Below are 19638 nucleotides of genomic sequence, written 5' to 3'. Positions count from 1 at the left end.
GCTAAACTCACAGGCAATATAGTATTACTTCTTAAAAGTTGCCTTATAAAGCTTTGAATTAAAGTAATCCGTAATTTCTTTACCTTCGTTTTGAATTTTTTCCTCATTTAAGGGTAAAAAATCTAATTCAAATTTCAAGCTCATATACTCTGGAATAAACTTCTTTATAGGCGGAGGTGGTTTAGGTCCACCTTCTGTAATTTTTTCGATTAATCCAGCTAACCATAAAATATACTCACCTTCTGAATTATGAGGAGGAATCAAACTCACATCTATTTTTACTTTACATTCATCTAATGGTCTACTAAACAATTCAACAAAATCAATAAAATTATATTTTAATTTAAATTCTGTTCCCTCAATTTCTCTGCGTATACATGTCATAAGTAAGTTCATATTTTCAATACAGTCATGTGAAAACAATTCCTCATCTTTAATTTTGTTATAAATATTTTCCGCAAACATGAGATACTGTGGCATTTCAGCAGCTCCTCATTTTTATAAAGTATTTTTCTTAAGGTAGTCCTATTATAACAATGTTGCAACAAGAAATTTTCCATTTTTAGTTTAAGAAAATTTTAAAAATTATAAAAACGATTATATTCAATAAATTAGTACGAATAAAAGCTATGGAAGTTTGATCTTTCTATTGAGCTTTAAAATGGATTATTGTGTTTAAATCATCAATTTAAAAAGCTTGCCTAGTAGGCAAGCTCCCCCTTTTTTTGATATTTGCGCTGATCAATAAGGTTTAGTGTTACTTAAAGCAACACACTGATAATACTGAAATATTTAAAAATAAAAAAGCCCACTTCCTATTTTTATTCAGAAATGGGCTTAGCGAAAAAAAACGCTTAGACCTGAAATAGGAAATATCTATTCGGAAATATCTCCAACTTCATATTGGCATAATATTTAAGCACTAGCAATAGGGATTGAATTAAAAAGGCTTTGTTGCACAAACCTACCGATAAAGCCTTATTCCGTAATATAATTCGCAAATGAATAAGCCTACACCTAAAATTTATCGTACAAGCAATTGGTCATTCTACAATCGTGCTCTGATAAATCGAGGAAATCTCTCAATTTGGTTTGATCCAAAAACTCAATGGTATGCTCAACCCAAAGGCAAACATGGACGAAATCAAACTTATTCTGACACAGCGATTCAATGCTGTCTGATGATCAAATCCCTATTTCGATTGTCTTTACGTATGGTCACTGGCTTTGTTCAAAGTCTCATTCATCTCTGCAGATTAGATTGGACAGCCCCAGATTATTCCACTCTCTGTAGAAGACAAAAGTATCTTGATATTGCAATTAACTATCAAAAAAACAGTAATGGTCTCCAGCTACTCGTCGATTCTACTGGCTTAAAGTTTCTAGGCGAAGGTGAATGGAAGCGTAAGAAACACCAACCTGAATATCGTCGCCAATGGCGTAAACTACATATTGGTATAGATGCCAAAACCCTGCAAATACGCGCTATTCAACTCACTACAAATAATGTGAGTGATTCACAAGTGCTTGGTGATTTACTCGATCAGATTCCACAAGATGAGCAGATTGACTCCGTATATACTGATGGGGCTTATGACACAAAACAATGCCGTCAAGTAATTTCGGATCGGCAAGCACATGCAGTGATTCCACCTAGGAAAAATGCAAAGCCTTGGAAAGATACAAAGATTTGCTCGTTAGAGCGAAATGAGCTGCTTCGAACAGTTAAGCATTTAGGAAGAACCATTTGGAAAAAATGGTCAGGTTATCACCGGCGAAGTTTGGTTGAAACTAAGATGCATTGCATCAAATTATTAGGGGATAAACTCAGTGCGAGAAACTTTCAAAGCCAAGTCAATGAAATACATACACGTGTGGCAATCTTAAATAAGTTTACGGAATTAGGCCGACCTCAAACCCGAGTTGTAACTTAAATTTGGATCTTCTAGGGGAGCTCTATCTTTCAAGCCTTTGTGCAACAAAGCCAATTAAAAATATCAAATATTCATATTTAAATAGATAAAGATTTCTTTTTAAATAGTTTTATTTTTAGCCTACATAATTTTTTTACTTATTAAGAGTTATAAAGAATATGTGCCCATCAATAGGTAATAATTAATAAGGTCTTATGTGTAGTAACCATTAGGCTCTAGAGAGTAAGAACTCAAACTGACTAAAAATAAAAAATAATTAATTTTCAATATTAATGATCATATACTGCAAAGTTATGTATATTCCAACTTCTCCATTGTTGAGTGCCTCATATAAGTCTTCATCAACGAAATCTCCAGATTCATCATATAGCCATTTATGAATTTGAATAATTTGTATATTCCCTTTTTTGTCTATTCTTGCTATTGGGTCTATTACGGACCGAACTATCACCTTCTTCTTCGTCTCAACATCAAGCAATGTGATAATTGTCATTTTAAAATCCTTATAAATATCCTGTATAACAACTACGCTCAATCAATAAAGATTTTTATATTTAAATTACTTAAATAGCAATCTTTTCAATCTAAAAAATAAATAAAAAACACTTTAATAGTATGTGCCTATTAGAAAAGGTACCTTAAATATTCTACTAGCAATAAAAAACCGCTTTAAGGGCGGTTCATATTATTCATCAATCTGATCATGCAGTTTTTTGATAAACTCTAATAAGCTTTTCTTTACTTGCATCATTAATTGCAACTAAACCAGTACTTGCTGCATTATTTAAAACCGCTACTGTTATATCGCTTTTCGCTTTGATTTTCGCACTTTCAACCACCGCATCATATTCAATATTATTCATTACCATTTGTTAGTTTCTCATTTTATAAAGTGAGAGACATTAATAATATGAAATCAGCAACTATTCAAGCACCTACTTAAGATCATCAGGCGTTTCCAAATAACACCCGTTTTTATTACAGAAAGCATGAATGTCGTTTAAGTATTCGGTTAATTGAACTGTACTAGCGTCTGTAGTGCTCATTAGCTCACATAGGCCACTTGCTACATCTTGGTAGAGAGGATGATTAGAATCTTTCAACTCTCTTACAGCCTTGAATGTTTTCTTGTATTGGCCAACGTCATCGCAATCATAGATTTTTGCTAAGAAGTTTTTCTTAAAGAACAGATGCTCGTAATCTTTATCTTTACCTTGACTTTTAGCCCATTGATTAAGCCAATCCAGTACAAACGGTTTTGAGCCTTCGAACGATCTTTCTCTTGTGGTGCCATCAATACAACTAACGGCTTCCCTTCATTCGCTGCCTTAGCATGATTCACATTAAGAAAGTTAGTTACTGGTGAAATGTCGCAACAAAAAACCACCCGTGGGTGGCTTGATTTTTTTGATAAATTAATCAACAGCTCAAAAATGGGTAACTGTCAGATCGAGTTTGGACTACAACACTTTAGCTCATCGATTTACCAAAGCGCTAATCTTCACACTATTGTTTAAAATCCAGTAATCAAACTGTGATGCTAAAACTTTTAAATTCCCCTTTTTAAACTGCTTAGGCTATTTTAACCAAAGTTCATCTTCTTGCATGATTTTTAACATTAAATTAAATATAACCAGTAGAGTAACATTTTTTTTATTATGGCCAACAACTCTTTGAAAACTAAATTTAACTGTTCTCTCAAGCACTTCCAGATTGACTGGATAATTCTGTTTGTCTAAATTTAGGTGATCTCCAATAATTGGCTCTATACCAGCAATAAAATTAGCAATTTGTTGCTCATCATCTTTCTTTATGCATTGAAAATGTAGAAAGTTTTTACGTAATTTTCCAAATAATAATAATACCTTAAGTGCATTGACCACGTTCAACTCTTTAGGTATATCTTTCCCCTTATCATGTTGGTTATGCAAATCAAGGAGAGGAATTATTTCATCAGAACGTTTCAGTTTCTTAGCTTTGTTGTAAAGCTCATCAAACCAACCCCCATCTAAATTTTTATTACTAACATATTTCGTTTTTAAATTAAAATTTTTGGGGTCCATCCATTTAGTGCTCATAAATTGACATCGCTGCATCCATTCTTGTGCTTGAATATCTTCGCTTGAACGGCCATCTCTTAAACTTATCAAACGTTGAAAAGGCGTCAGAGTACTCTTCTCGATACTAAACTTCTTTTCTTGTCGACCAGCAATCATAACTGGCTGTGTTTGCTGATAAGAGTTAAACCATTTCTGCTGCTGAGTATAACGATTTAAGTTTATGTACTCTGTACTTGAATTCACTGGACCAAAACACTGTTCTAGGACTTTTTTTGAAATGATACACGGCGAATTGTAAATTCGATCGACTGCTAATAAATCCAAAACATGAAGATAATTTGAAGCCGTTTGTTCAATACTGCTATGCCCCATCCAAGAGGCAAGCACCTGCCATTTATGTTGAATAATCTCTTCATGAGCACGTGCTTTAACACCAAACAATAAATCACGCATCTTTTTTGCTTTTACCCAAGGACAATCTGTATATGTTTTAATCATTTCTTTTGAGCCCAGCAAAGTTATTGCTAGATAGTTAGCAGCACTGTGGCGCAACGTATGAAAACTAAAGCCATGATGCATACCTAATATTTGGTTAAACAACTCTACTGTAATTTTGCTGATACATTGATCCGTTAATACACGATGATTAACACTAAAAAGTAGATCATCCTGCTGATTAAACAAATATTGTTCATAACGATGTTGTATGTAATGTTGTACTACTAAAAACTCATGTTCTGACAAGGCAATTTTCAATGGTATTTGACGATTTGCACTTTGCGTTTTCAGACGGCGATATGAATTGTTCTGAATATGAAGCGTGATATTATTAAAAGCTGTATTTTCTTTTTCTTTATAAAGTAACTCTGGGCAAATAATATCTTGTATTTTAAGACAACGAACTTCATTTAATCGGAGTCCAGTTCTATAACTCAGTAAATACATCAGCTTTAAACAACTCAGATGATCGACCCACTCTGATGCCGTTGGCTCTTGACTTAAATGTTCTAGTTTTTCCAATAGCTTGCCAAATAACAAAGGGCTTACTAGGCGTGCATTGCAAATTTGTAAATGCTTAAAACTTGAATTCTGTAACACCAATACCTCTGGTGCATTAAAATTATCTATACAAAATTGATGAAAATCTTTTAGGCGACCAAAACGGTATTCTGCTGTTTGGTGCATCTTACGAGAGGTTTTTCCTTTAACAGCTTCACGTTGAGTTGCTTGTGCATCTCGTTCACTGCTATATTTCAACAACTGTCGATATAAATCTTCATAATCATCAATGGATTGTTGTTTTAAATCCAATTTATTAAGCCAAATTTCAAATATAAATTCTTTAGCAAATGATCCTAAGTAGCTTTCAATAGTTGATAATTGAAGCCCTCTTTTTTTTAAATGCACTAACCAGTGAATTAAGCGTAATTGGGCTTCAATTAAAGACTTTTCTTCCGTATTTGCATCACGCATCTTCTCCTCTAACACCCTTCTGATTTCTTGCCAAAAACGTAGCGTGCGTTCTTCTTTATTCCTCTTTTTATCTAAGCGCTCAACTTTTTGACCTTTACGTTTCTTTTGATCAAACAACATCAACTCATACGGAATCGTTTGTAATTTGCTTTGAGCCGTCGGAACTTCAGGATGTAACTGCTCTTGTTCAAAATGAATAGGGCTATTCTCTAGTTCCATGACTTGATTACGTTCATTACTCCATAGCAATCTAAATTCGGATGGCCGTAAGGCGACAGTATTAATCTCTTGCTGAAGTACATTACTTAAAAATATATCTAGGCTAAGGTTTGGATTAAATTCAAGTACCATTTGCACATCATTAAATGCACGAAATCCACGGCGTTTAATTTGATATTGCAGATCGCCCAAACTTTTGTTTCGTCCCATGCGACTCAAGCTTTCCAGAATACAATCTTCAATTGATTGTTGCAGACGATATTCTTTATGAGTAGCTTTCAACTTTTTTAAATATTGCAAGATGAACTGAGCATATGAGTTAAAAAAAACATGCTTCCATTGGTACAACTTTCTCTGTTCTACATCGTTGCCATATTGAGAGTTTTCAACACGATAATGTAGTAACAATGGATTAGTGATTTTTTTGTAGTCCGAATGGTATAACCGAAAACAATTCAGATCTGTACCAAGCTCAACGGCCTCCTGCAATTGCTGCTGAATAGCAACCAGATGCTGTTCATCTGCACAGCCTGAAATATATATAAAACTTAAGCATAAATCCCCCCACAAATATTTAGGGTCATCCCAATATCCAAGTGAATCTTTCCAATATGCTTTCAAAGCATTGAGTACCTGGGCATGTAACTGCCCTTGTTTTAACCGTGACTCCGTACTCTCAATTTTTCTAGGCAGTACGATCCGTTTAGTATGTGGATTTAGCCTAATTCTGTATGATTTTTTATCTACATTCTGGTTGAATTGCCTTCTTCTTTTATTAAATTCATCTTCAGTAAATTGCATCAGTTTAGATTGTTCATCTCGGCTCAATTTTTGACTCAAACAATCAACACTATCTTTAATGTCATGCCATTTTTCGGCGATCTGCTGATCAAGTTTTTGCTGCATGTCTTGCGTCAATACTTCAGGTAAAGAAGGCTGTCTTTCTTGCGACTTTTTCACCAATTTCTGAATATCAACAAATAGACCGTCTAGTTGTGGTTTTATTAGTTCTTTGATTTTTTGCATACAACTATTTTCGCTCTAAGTGTTTAATCGATAAAGATTTGACATTATCTTGCAATTGCTGGCGGACTTGCTGTACATAGACATTCGGAATAAGTGAAGAATACGGATGAAAAGCCTCTCGGTCACGTTGGTCATGACCATAAAGAGCCTGAATTAAATGGAATGCTAAAGCAGTTTTTTTTTCTTCTTTTTCTTCTGCATACATCAAAAAATTCATATCAAAATGACGTAACCAATTCGAATACATATTCTTTGGAAAGATTCCTTCCATATATAAATTTACCCAGTTTCGAGATAAAGGGATTAACTTAACTTTCCTGCTCTGCCACTCTTTGACAGTTATCGGCAAGATATCTTTACTATCAATGACCTTTCCGAATAAGTCATTGAGCGCAATTTTTTTCTTTGCAAATACTTGTTTTAAAAGTGGGCTATACAGTTCAATTATTTGTTTTAAAAATACAGTGTAATTTTGCAGTGCTTTTAAGAAGAAATCGGATAGCGGGATAAATCGTCCATCCTTTCTTACCTTGCTATTCTTTTTATCGTTTACATATAGAATTTTAAGCTCAAAACAATAATCTTCCAAATTCCCCAACAGATTTTTATTAGGCCGTCTGGCCATGCTTAGCAAGCTAACATGCCACATCCAACACGCGTATGCATTCAATTGATTAATGATATGTTGATCTTTTTGAATATTTTCTTGGCAATGTCTATGTAAAAAAGCAAATTGCTCTTTCACAAAACTGGGTTCAAGTGCCAGTTGACTCCCTACCCTCCCTTTAGATGCAGATTGCACTTTGAATTGTTGTTGTAATATTTTGAGTTCAGCCGTGTCTTCTGTAAGTTCCTTAGAATGTGGTGTAAGTGCTGATTCCAAAAAAGCTAAATAGCTGCTATCAAGCTGAGCTTTGGGAAGTCCTCCGTAATAAATACCTGACACATCATGCTTGATATCCCGCCTCGCAATCACATGAGTAAGATATTCATTATAGGTTTCATAATATATATGAAAATATAATTGGGCCTGAAGTTTTTCAACGGTGATAGTACCCACATACTGATTAGCAAACCACTTCTTAAGTTCGGAATTAATATCTCCTGAAGAGATCTTTGGATTCGATGCTTGTTCTATGTAGTCAAACCATGCCGCAGGTAGATGTAGTTGGTGAGTCATCTCTTCATTCCAACGCACAGGCTTTAAACTCTTAATTTTCTGCTCGGTAACTTTCAAATTTAAATTAAGTAAATATTCCCGTCGTTTTCTTGAACCATTCTGGATCAAAACACCATCTTGTATGAGCTCGTTAAAATCCATCAGTGCTATGGGAGATAATCCAGTCAAAAGTGACAATAAACATGCGGCAGCGATTGCAGCCTTATCCCAGTCCGCATTTAACTCAGTTCTCAACACATAAACAATTTGCTTCAGTACATCTGGTGCTAAATAATAAGGATTTGTAATAAATGGCACATGACGGCGTTGGCGATGCCGCGTGTAATATGCAGTATAATCACTAATTAAATGATTAAAATTTTTAGTTTTTTCATCTTCTGAGTATAATTCTACTTCAATGTCCAATAACTCAATTTCACCATCTTCATCTTTGTGAAGAGAGGCATCATAAAAACTGATCTTTGCGTTATGTCCGATATCTTCATACTTACCAGATTTTATTTCACGAAATTTTTTGAGTTCAATTTTAGTTGGCCATTTCAAAACTTTGCTTTTTTTTGACTTACGCTGACGATGAACAACACGACGATCATCAAGTCTTTTAAAAATTATTAATAGAGCCGATAAATACTCTATGACTTGTACTTTTTTGAAATTTTTAATATTAAAAAGTTGATTACGATCCTCTTTTTTCAAATTACGTTCGTACGTGACATAACAATTTAGCAGCTTACTACATTCATGAAATAATTCAGCATTATTAGAATCCAGCACATATCGTGAGACATAGCGTAGGAGGTCACAAACATGTTTTTGCTTATTCTCAGCTTTAGCAATTTTTGCAAATTCTTGATACTGCCGATATGTTAAAAAACTCGCTTGTAGAATCAAATAACGTTGCGATGACAGCTCTTGTGTATTACTAGTATCTGGACATGCAAAATAACTTAAAGAAGCTAGAAAATAATATTTACCTAATTGTCTAGAGCTAGATATATAGCCATATATCTGTTGCGCTTCCTTATATAGAGCGTGGGCTTTTTCACGTAAATCATCTGATAGATCGACAAATTGTGTATTCACAACATCATCATGTAATAGACAATAATCTTGTTTAAATTTTTCTGCTAAATCTAAGAATTGCTCTTCTGTTTCAATCTTTGGCATATTCGCTTTCGCTTAATTTTTTATCAAATTGCATTGGTTAAATTCATTACGATCTGAACAATTTTGTAAAAGTTGATCTTTGATTGAACTTTTTGTCAGCTTAAAAAATCTAGCAAAAAATTTAGCATCTAGCTCTTTCTGAGCTTTTCTCTCAAAGCATAAGTGTTGCTGTGATTTTTCGATAAAATCATCAAGATTATGTATCAACTGTAAGATTGCAACATAATTAGAATGTACACGTAAGCATGGCTCCGTTTGCATTAATAGCAATATTTTTTGCCAAATTTTCACATAGATTATTTTGAACTTTGCTTGTACTACTACTTTCTGACTCTGTTTAATCTTTTTGATTTTCAGTAGTTCTGAGTTAATTTTTACTATCTTAAATTGAACATTTTGTCGCTCAAAGCAAAAGGGCATGATAAATTGCCCCATAAATATCTCTATATTTTTTACTAAATAGTCAAATTTTAACATTTTTATCGATATAAAAAATGAGCATATCTTTTTATATGAAAATACATTTAATCTATCAACTAAATTTTCTCAAAATTACAATTATCAACAAATACATATGGTTTACTTATCATGGGTCGTCTAAATTTTAAAAATTCTTCCACTTTTTTTTAGTTTTCTGTTATTACATGAAACAATACCGTTGTATTACATTTTGAAATGCTTTGTATGCAGCATTGATCAAAAAGATTCTCTGCTATACTTACTTCACGTGTAGCATCAATGGAGTTTCGAAATGCTCAGAACCACTGAACAGAAAAAAATATATTCAAGCGACACGTGTGCAAAACTATCAAGCCAGCCTAAAGCTTGAAGGCATTACAACGACAGCTCAAACAACTCAACAAAGTAAAGCTGAAATCTTGCAAAAATATAAGAAGTATTCGCAACCCGAAACGTTAGTCAGGTACATGTATGGGGAAATGGGTGACAGCCTGTATTGTTACCCTGGCACAAATATCCTAAAGAACAAACTCAATATTCGTGATGAACAAATTTTAGAACAAGCTGAACTAGAACTGTCTGGTTTGGCAAGTAACTTAATTGAATATGCTGAACCATCTTACGACTTACAATACTTAAAAATTAATTCATGCGCAGCTCTCTGGCGACTTATACGACTGGGCAGGAAAGTTAAGACAAATCGTATTTCCAAAGGTGACACCCGTTTTTGTAATTTTTTCCCGTATTGAAATTGAAACCAATAAATTACTTAAATCAATTCAAGAAAAAAAAGTACTTTCAAGGCTTAGCACCACAACAACTAATTCCTCAACTTGCCGACTTGTATTGTGAGCTTAATGTTATACACCCATTCCGTGAAGGTAATGGACGTACGCAACGGATTTTCTTTGAGCATCTGATTGCTCATTGTGGTTATGGTATTGATTGGTCTCGCATTGACTCTCAACAACAATGGATTCAAGCCAATATTGAAGGTTTTTATGGTAATTTAAATCCATTAATTCAGATTTTTGAAATATACTTTATTCAAAATACCTAAAATTTAAGTAGTCAGAGCCCACAATCCTTAATGAGCCATCATCTTTGCTTCAATCCACTGATTAATTTCCCAAATAAACCAACAAACACGATTCTTAAAAATCTTAATACTCTTCGGGTAATTTAGGATCGTAATATGCAGATTACTTATCCAGAACTGAATAGATCGTTAACTTAGATAGACTTTTAAGCAATGTAACTTGCCGCATTTTTATCAACATATGTCTCAAAAAAGTTCGCCTATACATAAATTTATGGTGTTTAGTGATTAATCAACGTCTGATGACCTGAATGGATGTTACAGATTACATGCAAGTGAATTGATCTATGGCTGTATTATGGCTTTTGTGTAATCCAATCCATTTGATCCGAATGTTCTCTTTTGCAATAAAGCAGCCTCTTCTGCTTTTCTTGAACCAACGAACAATGCCATTGATTTGATTCAATTGGTAACGGTGATGCTGAATCACATCTCCAAAGAAGGGATTAAATGCAAGAAATGTGGTAAGAAAAAATAGGGGATGGAAGTTATTATCCGTCTAATTGGAACCAGCCCATGAGTGGAGATCAGTTAAGTAAGTATCATTTTAAGTGAATAAGAGAAGGATGGCTCACCTCACTTCTCCAAATAACAACGCTATACTTTTCAACCCAGATTAGATATTGGCAACTACATTTCATTCTTCATCATGCTGGTCTTATAGCATGTAGACAATCACTACATCATTTGCATTCAATGCTCAATACAGCCTGTCAGCAGAACCGCAGCGATATTTTTTCCTGCATACATGTAGTGTTTAAATCCATTCATTTTTCAATGATCCCCTACCGTTTATCACATTTATGGTCGATCTTTAACCTTGTGAAAAATGCACATACCGATATCTTCAAACTGTCAAATTTATGGATACATGACATTTAAAGAAATTATCCGATCAATTTTTAGATAAAACTCATCAAGAAAAAAGTTATTATTATTCATAAATTCACTAACAACCACATAAAAACAATAATTTAATATATTATTCTTCCAATTTTTTTAGATTTAGTGTTATTACCCTAAATCCATGCTTAGCTCATTCTATTACATAAATGATTTAGAAGTATCCACGATATAAATTGCTTGCCCCCACACCTCTGCCCCTCTCATGCCCCAAAAATTTACACTAAAAGGCAGATTAAGCCCGTACGAGTTACATATCGCCGCATGCTATGTTGAAAGCATTTAAGAAAAAATCCTCAATATTTATAAGATTTTTAAAATATGAACTACTTTTCGAAGAACCCTTTCTAAGTAATGTGACCAAAAAGGAAAAATGAAAATACTGAGATTTCCTTATCAACAATCAGTCAAAGTACATCCCGATGAATTTCTGGAACCGATACCGAAGGACCATACCTACCTTCCGAAGTGCTGTGCAACAAAGACCTCCTCAACCACACTATAGCTATAAATTAATTCCATTATTTTGTGGTTTAATTAAATTATTAAAGTTTAAGACCCAATTTAATGGATTTATATTTCACTAAACCCGAAGAAGTCATGACGCTTTTAGGTGAGCGTTTACGTAAGCAACGACTCTTTTTGGAGATGTCTCAAGCTGAGGTTGCTGCACGCGCTGGTGTCGGCGTGAATACGGTTTCGAATCTTGAAGCGGCACGAAATGTATCTGTTGAAAATTTAGTCCGTATTGCAATGGTCTTGGGTCGATTAAACAAACTTCAGGAGCTGTTTCAACCTCAGCTTAACAGTGTAAAAGATATTCTACGCTATGAAAGTCAAAGTAAGCACCAGCGTATTAAGAGGAAGGGATAATGCTCAACAGTCTTAATGTTTATTACAACGGTTGGGGCGAATCATGGTTATGGGGAACGCTGATTAGTTCAACAGCCACCACAGGTAGACCCACTATTGCTTTTGAATATAGTCCAGAAGCAATACAGCGAGGTTTCAGCTCTCTTCTTATTTACTCCCTTTAAAAGGTCTACCACTGAGACAGGGTTTTCCTACTTATCAAATGGGATTACCTGGTCCAGTCTATGATGCTTTGCCGGATGGTTGGGGCATGTTATTAATGGATCGATATTTTCGAAAAATTGGACTGCATCCGGCACGAATCAGCCCTTTGGAACGTCTAACTTATATTAGCACCCATGCAATAGGTGTTCTCTCCTTTGAACCCTGTGTCGCAGAGATGCAAACTTCAGAGAATATTCCCCTGCCGCAATTGGCACAGGAAGTCCAAGAAGTCCTCAAAGGAGAAGGTGGCGAATTTTTACAACATTTGCTGGTCAGGGTGGCTCCCCCCAAGGTGCCAGATCCAAAGCATTGGCTTACCGAAATCCTGTCAATTTTGAGTTTTCGACGCAAGCTTCTGATCAAAATGAAGCCTGGCTGATTAAGTTTCCTGCTCAGCTAGAGTATCCTGAAGTCTGCGCCATTGAAGCCGTCTATGCAGAATGTTTGCGACTTTGTGCAATCGAGACTCCAGACACCCATTTTTTTAATTTGCCCAATGGTTTAATGGCTTTTGCTTCTAAACGATTCGACCGTCAAAATGGCATGCGGATTCCAATGCAGAGTTTGGCTGCATATACCGGAGCAGACTATAAAGTTCCAGGTAGCCTAGACTATCGCAATTTTCTTCGGGCAACCTTGATGTGTACGCAAGATGTGCGGAAAGGCTGCATACTTTTAAACGTGCTGTGTTTAATGTACTTTTCAATAATCGGGATGACCATACCAAGAATTTTTCTTTTCTCATGGCAAAAAATGGTCAATGGAAATTGGCTCCAGCCTATGATGTGACCTTCTGTGAAGGTCCAGGTGGTTATCATCAAATGGACATTATGGGAGAAGCGCTCAATATTTCTCGAAATGACATACATAAACTCGGTACTTCAGAAGCGAATCTGACTACTCTAGAAGTCGATGAGATCATCTTGGCCATGCATGAAATTGCACTTCAATTTAGTCAAATTGCGCAACGCCTGTATCCTCATCAAATTCGAGAATCTACCCTAGAGATGATTCAATCACGAATTCAACAAAATATTGATTTTTTAACTGAAACCTAAGCGTAAATATAAACTAAGCGCCAACCATCAATTTATAGTTAGTCGCTACATAATCTGTAGAACCTGTGAATTAGCTCGCTTTATAATCACGAATATTAGATGGATCACCGCCAAGATACGTTCTGCAAACGTGAAATCACTACATCCAGATCGAAAATCGCTAAGAAAAAACTATCACCAAAAAAAAAGGTCTGCACTATGAATAGATACAGACCAAACTCTGGATAACTACCAGCACGAGAAATATGTCGCAATTTTGCATAGACATGAATTTGATAAAATCAGCCCAGAAAGCCAGAAATTCATAAAAAATATTTCATCAATCCCCTATAACTTAATCACGTTCATGGTCGATCTTAAATCTTGCGAAAAGTACTCATGCTGACCTAGCCAAACTGTAAAACTCATGTATTCATAGCCTTTAAATGAATCTTTCAATCGTTATATTTAAGGTAAAAACTAGTAATCAGAAGTTATTATCATCCCCATATAAAACAAACATCAGATTAAAAATAATAACTTTGTAAATTATTTATTCCATTTTTTTTATATTTAGTGTTATCTTTCCTAACTTCATCTGGGAGAGTTGAGTTTGATCATAAACCATTCGATAGCCTGCTTGTTGCATTTCTGCGATCAAATTCCGTTGGTCTATCCGTTCTTCCCCTTGATCTTTCGGCAGAAATTGACGTTTACCCCCGCCTAGAATCACATCAACCCCATCTTTTAATTTGACGTTATAACGCTGATAGATATCACTTTGCGAACTTGGTACTAATTGGGATGCTATGTCATTTTCAGCATCACGATGACAAATATGAGCATAAGTCGATGCTGGTGTAGCATGCGTAATGCGAGTTGTTGTGACTACCCCTGTACCCCAACCTCGTGCTTTGGCCAATTCGAGTAAAGTTTGGGTGTCTTGCTTATTTTGGTTCTGAGGATTGGTTCCACATTGATGATTTCCGGCCTGATTTGGTTCTACTGCAATTGTTCCAGTCTGCATGGAATCACTTCATTTTTCATTTTTACACCTGTCATATAGGCACCCATCGATGGTGCGCTATCTGTAACCTGTGCACCTTCTGAGAAAGTACGAACAAATGCTGACTCTGGCAGTTGATCTATTGGCAGTTGGCCATCTTCACCAACAGCATAAATTCGTACAGCTGTTAGTGTCGTGATACCCATTCCATCTCCCAAGAAAAAAACCACACGTTGAGGCTGTTTTGATGGTTGTACTGAAGTAGAAGTTGATTGAACAAAAGCAGGACTGTGACAGCCCGTCAAAATAACTGTGCCCAAACTACACCATGCCAAACTTATTAATTTTTTATTAAATTTTTTCTTATGCCAAAGCATTGCATCAACTCATCTTAGGATGGTCGGAAAATACGCTTTAAATATTCAATTTACATGACAAATTTATGAAAATATTATTTTGACTACTTATATAAATTTTCCTAATTGCAAAAAATAGTGTAGCAACTTGCTACACTATTTTTTTACTTTATTTTTCTAACATTCGTTTTAGGAAAGCTTTTAATTCTTGTAAATTTTGATCATCAAATTGGCCCATTTTTAAAGATACCTTTAATGTATTATGGTCAAATTTGATATTACCAGCAACTTTCCCATCATATTCAATTTTATGTACAATTGAAGTTTGAATTACTTCTTTCGTTTCTCTTGACTTAAAGATTTTTTCAGCTAGTGATGCCAGTTTTGTCTGTTCAACTTCTTTTTTAAGCAATTTTGACCATGCTTCGAATAATGCTTCTTTAGCTTTTTCATGGTTTTCATCATGATCTGATAGAAACTTTTTCACTGCTGTAGCAGCGGTCCGTGCTAATAATGACGGCTGTTTCTCCAAATCTTCAATCAACTCTCCAGGTAATTTTTCAAAAGATAAATATTTATACATATCTTCACGATTCATACCTAATGACTTTGCTAACTTCTGCTTATTTTTTTTTAATTTTTCATCCAAAGAAGTTAATCCAACATATATTTCATAATCTGTCAGATCTTCTCGCTTTAAATTTTCAGCTAATGTTAATAAAGCAACTTCTTCATCCGATGCATCAATAATGATTACTTCAATGGTATTCTTATTGAGAAATTGGTGGGCTTTCAATCGTCTTTCACCAGCAATCAACTCATATTTATCATTTATTCTACGAACTGCAATTGGTTGTAATAGCCCAATTTCTTCAATTGATGCTGCTAAATCTTCAATATCTTGTTGATTAAAGAGTTTTCGAGGCTGGTTAGGGCTAGCCTGAATATCTGTAATTTGTACATTACGTCTTAGCTCTTTGACATCGTTAATATGCTCCTTTTGGGCATGTTGATGCTTTTGAGTATTTTGCTGAAGACGTTTAGCCAATAGCTCTTTATTACTTACCATAGTATTTCCAGAATTATATTATCCGACACGCTGAACAATTTCTTGTGCTAAAGTTTCAAAAGCTTTTCGAACTTTTGAGTTTTTATCAACAGATAATAAAGGTTGTTGCAAAATTGCAGCTTGATTAACCTTAGTGCTCATTGGAATTGTGGTATGCAATAATTCTCCAACTTGATTAAATGCTTCATCTTTTATTAATTTACATACATTCTGACGCTCATCATGTTTAATTAATAAAGCACCTAAGAGTTCTAATTCAGGGTTAACTCTTCTAATTTTACTTAAATGATTAATTAAATCAGTAACACCATAGAGACCGTATTGTGAACCAGATTCAATTGGAATAATAACATGTGTCGAAGCGGCTAAGGCATTGCTGGTTAGTAATTTTAAGCTAGGAGGGCAATCAATAAGAATGTAGTCATATAATCCTTCTAGAATTTCCAATTTATTTGAAAGTTCCTCGGATGGTCTTGGTGCATCATCTTTCAATTGATCTTCAGTTTTACCAAGAGTTAATGAGCCATATATTAAGGAAACATTTCTAAATTTTGTTTCTTCTTCTAATGCTTCCGATAATAGACTTATATCACCAATAAGTAATTCAGCTGATGTAGTTTCAACTTCGCTAGGGTGTCTTAATCCTATATGTAAACTTGCATTTGCTTGTGGATCCAGATCAATTACTAAGACCTTATTTCCTAATTCAGCAAGCTCTGAAGCAAGATGTACTACAGTAGTTGTTTTCCCGCAACCACCTTTATGATTAGCTACAGCAATGATTTTAGTTGACATATTTGTCTTAAGGAATTTACTTTGATTTCATTTAATATAAAGATATTTGTAGCAACTTGCTACAGTTCCTTTGTCATATTTTTATCTTTTGAATTCAAAAGATGTGGGGGAAACATTTCTTAACTTTTTTAAAAAATATAGCTAGCTAATTTTAATTAGTATTAATTAGTATTAATTAGTTAATTATAATTAGACAAGTTTTATTTGTTTAAAAAACAATTAGATAGATTTTTTAAAGTGGAAGGTTTGTCACTAATAAGTGGAAGGTTTGTCACTAATAAGTGGAAGGTTTGTCACTAATAAGTGGAAGGTTTGTCACTGATAAGTTGAAGGTTTGTCACTATGGTGGAAGACTTGTCATTGTGATTTATTTTAATGTGTATTTTTTAATTTAAAACAATACAATTCAACTGCTTGTGATGTTGATAAGTTTGTTTTTATTGAAATAAAGGTGGAAGACTTGTCATTAGATGTTTTTATTCTGTGGATAAAATATTTGTATAAAATTTAATTGATAACATGATGTTTGATAGTCAAGAATACCGGAATGGTGGAAGGCTTGTCACTTTAATGGTGGAATATATTTTGAGTAATTCCACTTTAGTGGTGCTGTAGGCTATTCCTACTTTCAAATTGATTGCTTGAGCGACACAGATGAATTATCAAAGGTGGAAGAACTGTCACTTAAAAGTGTTTATTTTTATATTTATTCCACCATAAGGCTGAATAGTACCAAAATTGCACTTTAATAGTGACACTTCTTCCACTCTTAAGGTGTTTGATGGGCATAAACTGAGTTAATTTAATGTAAGTAAGAGAAAATAGTGAGCGGCTTGCATCTTCTTCCACTTTTGTGTATAACATGTAGAAAATATTTTAATCTTTCCACTTATGAGCAATCACAACGAACCAGAAGAATTAGAACATCTACCTTATTGTATTGGTAACATTCGACATAATGGAGTAGTCAGCACTAGTAACCGTCTGATTAGACCAATTGAATTATCATCTAATGAGTATAAAGCTCTTCTTTATGCAATGGCTGTTGCGAATTATGGTGAGAAGAATAATCAAGATCGTGAAATTACAGAGCAAACTTATATTTATTTGCATAAAGATGATTTAGGCGAATTATTAGGATTAGATAAAAAGAATTCCATTAATGTTGCTATTGATCGTATTTATAAAGAATTATCATCACGAGTAGCTCATTTTGTAATTGAAGAGCCCGTGGATGATAATAAGCGTAAAGTTAAAAAAGTACACTCAGTAGTACCAATTATTCGTGAACTCCGTTGGGAAGATGATGCTAAAAATGCTTTGCAGATACGTTTCACCAGTGAAGTACTTCCGTATTTTACTCGTTTAGCAAATGGAAATTTTACGACCTATCAATTGAAAGATTTATTTGCTTTGAACTCTGTAACCAGTATGAGTTTGTATTCATACTTTATCAAAAATGAATTTAAGTATGCTAATCAAGATTCTTATGAGGTTGAACTTTCACTTGAGAATATCAAAGCATTAATTGATATTGGGGAGAAAAAATACGATCGTTGGGTTGATTTTAGACGATACGTTTTAGACAAGATTATTGAAGAAATTAATGAAAAGACTAGTCTTCAATTAGAGTACGATACCATCAAGAAAGGTCGACCTATTGTCGGAGTTCGATTTAAAATTCTTAATAGGCATGCCACTGAAGTTGTTGTATCTAAAACTAATGATAAGACTCAAATCTATTTAGATGTCAATTTTGATGATAATGCGCTTGTTAAAGAATTAGGTGCGAAGTTCGATATGACTGTAAGGTCTTGGTACATCTATGCAAACGACCCAAATTATAAACAGTTTAGTAAGTGGTTTAAGACAGAAGGGTGCTTAACTGAATCTCAAGCAAATGTGATAGTTAATGATATTATGTTCCAAATGGATTTTGCTGTAGCTGGCAGTTCAATGAGTGAATTTAAGAAAGAAATGAAATATAAATTAAAAAATAATCCAAATTTTGTAAAAGAAAATAGAAAACGATTGAATGAAATCTTTGGAAAAGACGTTATATGACTGTGTAGCAAGTTGCTACACTTTTTACTATAAGATGTAAAATAAGCTTGATATCAGTTTATGTCATATTTTTATAGGGCTTTGTTGCATAAAGGTTTGAAAGATAGAAGCGATCCTAATTGAGCCAAATTCAAGTGAAAACTTGGGTGTGAGGGCGCCCGAGCCTGTAAATTATTTTGTGTAAGTTCCATTTTTTATAAATGATCTTTTAATCGATCATCGAACTGAATCGTAAACCAATTCATTGCTAAACGCCAATTTTGAATTGGCATCGTCCATTTCTTCGCAGCATTTGATGTTGCTAAGTAAATGACCTTCTTTACTGAGTCATCAGATGAAAAGATTTTCCTTTTCTTCGTTGAATGGCGTATTACGCTATTCAACGACTCAATCGCATTTGTTGTATAAATTGCATGACGTATTTCGGCTGGATAGCTAAAGATCGTTCGGATATTTTCCCAATTGGCCCGCCAGGATTCTCCAATTTTGGGATACTGGTGATTCCATTGATCACAGAAGATGTCTAGGGATTTTAAAGCATTTTCCTCTGTACTTGCCTGATAAATCGCTTTCAGACCCGACGTAACAGCTTTGTAGTCTTTCCAGCTTACAAATCTCAGGCTATTGCGTACAACATGCACGATACACAGTTGAATATCAGTATGAGGGTAAACAGAGGCTATCGCGTCAGGGAAGCCTTTTAATCCATCTACA

General features: G+C 34.4%; 11 protein-coding genes and 7 pseudogenes. 7 read left to right on the top strand and 11 right to left on the bottom strand.

Going from position 1 to position 19638, the window contains the following annotated elements; genetic code table 11:
- Window positions 1-24: 24 nt before the first annotated feature.
- Window positions 25-480 (bottom strand): hypothetical protein, encoded by a 456-nt coding sequence (locus RFX69_RS18750; RefSeq protein WP_001136775.1) that lies wholly within the window; start codon window positions 478-480, stop codon window positions 25-27.
- Between the two features lie 521 nt (window positions 481-1001).
- Between RFX69_RS18750 and RFX69_RS18745 the strand changes: the two genes are divergently transcribed.
- Window positions 1002-1934 (top strand): IS5-like element ISAba40 family transposase, encoded by a 933-nt coding sequence (locus RFX69_RS18745; protein ID WP_108564185.1) that lies wholly within the window; start codon window positions 1002-1004, stop codon window positions 1932-1934.
- A 256-nt stretch (window positions 1935-2190) separates the two neighbouring features.
- Here the strand turns inward: RFX69_RS18745 and RFX69_RS18740 are convergent, their stop codons facing one another.
- From RFX69_RS18740 to RFX69_RS18715, 6 genes and pseudogenes are all read right to left on the bottom strand, one after another.
- Window positions 2191-2427, bottom strand: coding sequence for a hypothetical protein (locus RFX69_RS18740; RefSeq protein WP_000152659.1), 237 nt, complete (start codon window positions 2425-2427; stop codon window positions 2191-2193).
- Between the two features lie 208 nt (window positions 2428-2635).
- Window positions 2636-2797: a hypothetical protein gene (locus tag RFX69_RS18735; RefSeq protein ID WP_162137887.1), complete on the bottom strand. Its 162-nt coding sequence runs from the start codon at window positions 2795-2797 to the stop codon at window positions 2636-2638.
- Window positions 2798-2869: 72 nt separating this feature from the next.
- Window positions 2870-3321: pseudogene (locus RFX69_RS18730) on the bottom strand (hypothetical protein).
- Between the two features lie 190 nt (window positions 3322-3511).
- Window positions 3512-6712: a site-specific integrase gene (locus RFX69_RS18725; protein ID WP_038349522.1), complete on the bottom strand. Its 3201-nt coding sequence runs from the start codon at window positions 6710-6712 to the stop codon at window positions 3512-3514.
- Between the two features lie 4 nt (window positions 6713-6716).
- Entirely contained in the window at window positions 6717-9059 is a 2343-nt protein-coding gene (locus RFX69_RS18720; protein WP_289333012.1) for a hypothetical protein, read from the bottom strand.
- A gap of 12 nt (window positions 9060-9071) precedes the next feature.
- Window positions 9072-9536 carry a hypothetical protein gene (locus tag RFX69_RS18715; RefSeq protein WP_000911012.1) on the bottom strand — a complete coding sequence of 155 codons (465 nt, stop codon included), beginning with the start codon at window positions 9534-9536 and terminating at the stop codon, window positions 9072-9074.
- Between the two features lie 274 nt (window positions 9537-9810).
- On the opposite strand from RFX69_RS18715, the pseudogene RFX69_RS18710 reads away from it, so the two are divergent.
- From RFX69_RS18710 to RFX69_RS18690, 5 genes and pseudogenes are all read left to right on the top strand, one after another.
- A pseudogene (locus RFX69_RS18710) lies at window positions 9811-9973 on the top strand (YhfG family protein); the annotation flags it as partial.
- Window positions 9974-9985: 12 nt separating this feature from the next.
- Window positions 9986-10578, top strand: a pseudogene (locus tag RFX69_RS18705) (putative adenosine monophosphate-protein transferase Fic).
- A gap of 337 nt (window positions 10579-10915) precedes the next feature.
- A pseudogene (locus RFX69_RS18700) lies at window positions 10916-11172 on the top strand (hypothetical protein).
- A gap of 915 nt (window positions 11173-12087) precedes the next feature.
- The gene (locus RFX69_RS18695; RefSeq protein ID WP_077166306.1) at window positions 12088-12393 is read left to right on the top strand and encodes a helix-turn-helix domain-containing protein; all 306 of its coding nucleotides are present in this window, start codon (window positions 12088-12090) and stop codon (window positions 12391-12393) included.
- Window positions 12393-13655: pseudogene (locus RFX69_RS18690) on the top strand (type II toxin-antitoxin system HipA family toxin). The gene RFX69_RS18695 and the pseudogene RFX69_RS18690 overlap by 1 nt, the downstream one beginning before the upstream one ends.
- Before the next feature lie 562 nt (window positions 13656-14217).
- Here the strand turns inward: RFX69_RS18690 and RFX69_RS18685 are convergent.
- The 3 genes and pseudogenes from RFX69_RS18685 to RFX69_RS18675 form a co-directional block, all read right to left on the bottom strand.
- Window positions 14218-15017, bottom strand: a pseudogene (locus RFX69_RS18685) (alkaline phosphatase); the annotation flags it as partial.
- A gap of 148 nt (window positions 15018-15165) precedes the next feature.
- Window positions 15166-16065: a ParB/RepB/Spo0J family partition protein gene (locus RFX69_RS18680; protein ID WP_000254417.1), complete on the bottom strand. Its 900-nt coding sequence runs from the start codon at window positions 16063-16065 to the stop codon at window positions 15166-15168.
- Window positions 16066-16083: 18 nt separating this feature from the next.
- A complete protein-coding gene (locus RFX69_RS18675; protein ID WP_289333014.1) occupies window positions 16084-16860 on the bottom strand; it encodes a ParA family protein in 777 nt (258 codons plus the stop codon).
- An 891-nt stretch (window positions 16861-17751) separates the two neighbouring features.
- Between RFX69_RS18675 and RFX69_RS18670 the strand changes: the two genes are divergently transcribed.
- The gene (locus RFX69_RS18670) at window positions 17752-18924 is read left to right on the top strand and encodes a replication initiation protein (protein WP_000064929.1); all 1173 of its coding nucleotides are present in this window, start codon (window positions 17752-17754) and stop codon (window positions 18922-18924) included.
- Between the two features lie 194 nt (window positions 18925-19118).
- On the opposite strand, the pseudogene RFX69_RS18665 reads toward RFX69_RS18670, so the two are convergent.
- A pseudogene (locus tag RFX69_RS18665) lies at window positions 19119-19638 on the bottom strand (IS256-like element ISAba26 family transposase); the annotation flags it as partial.

It is taken from the genome of Acinetobacter sp. 148, from assembly GCF_031196675.1.
In the GTDB taxonomy this organism is placed as follows: Bacteria; Pseudomonadota; Gammaproteobacteria; order Pseudomonadales; family Moraxellaceae; genus Acinetobacter; species Acinetobacter baumannii.
Note: the sequence above shows the minus strand (reverse complement) of the source record. Positions and strands in the feature narration are given on the sequence as shown.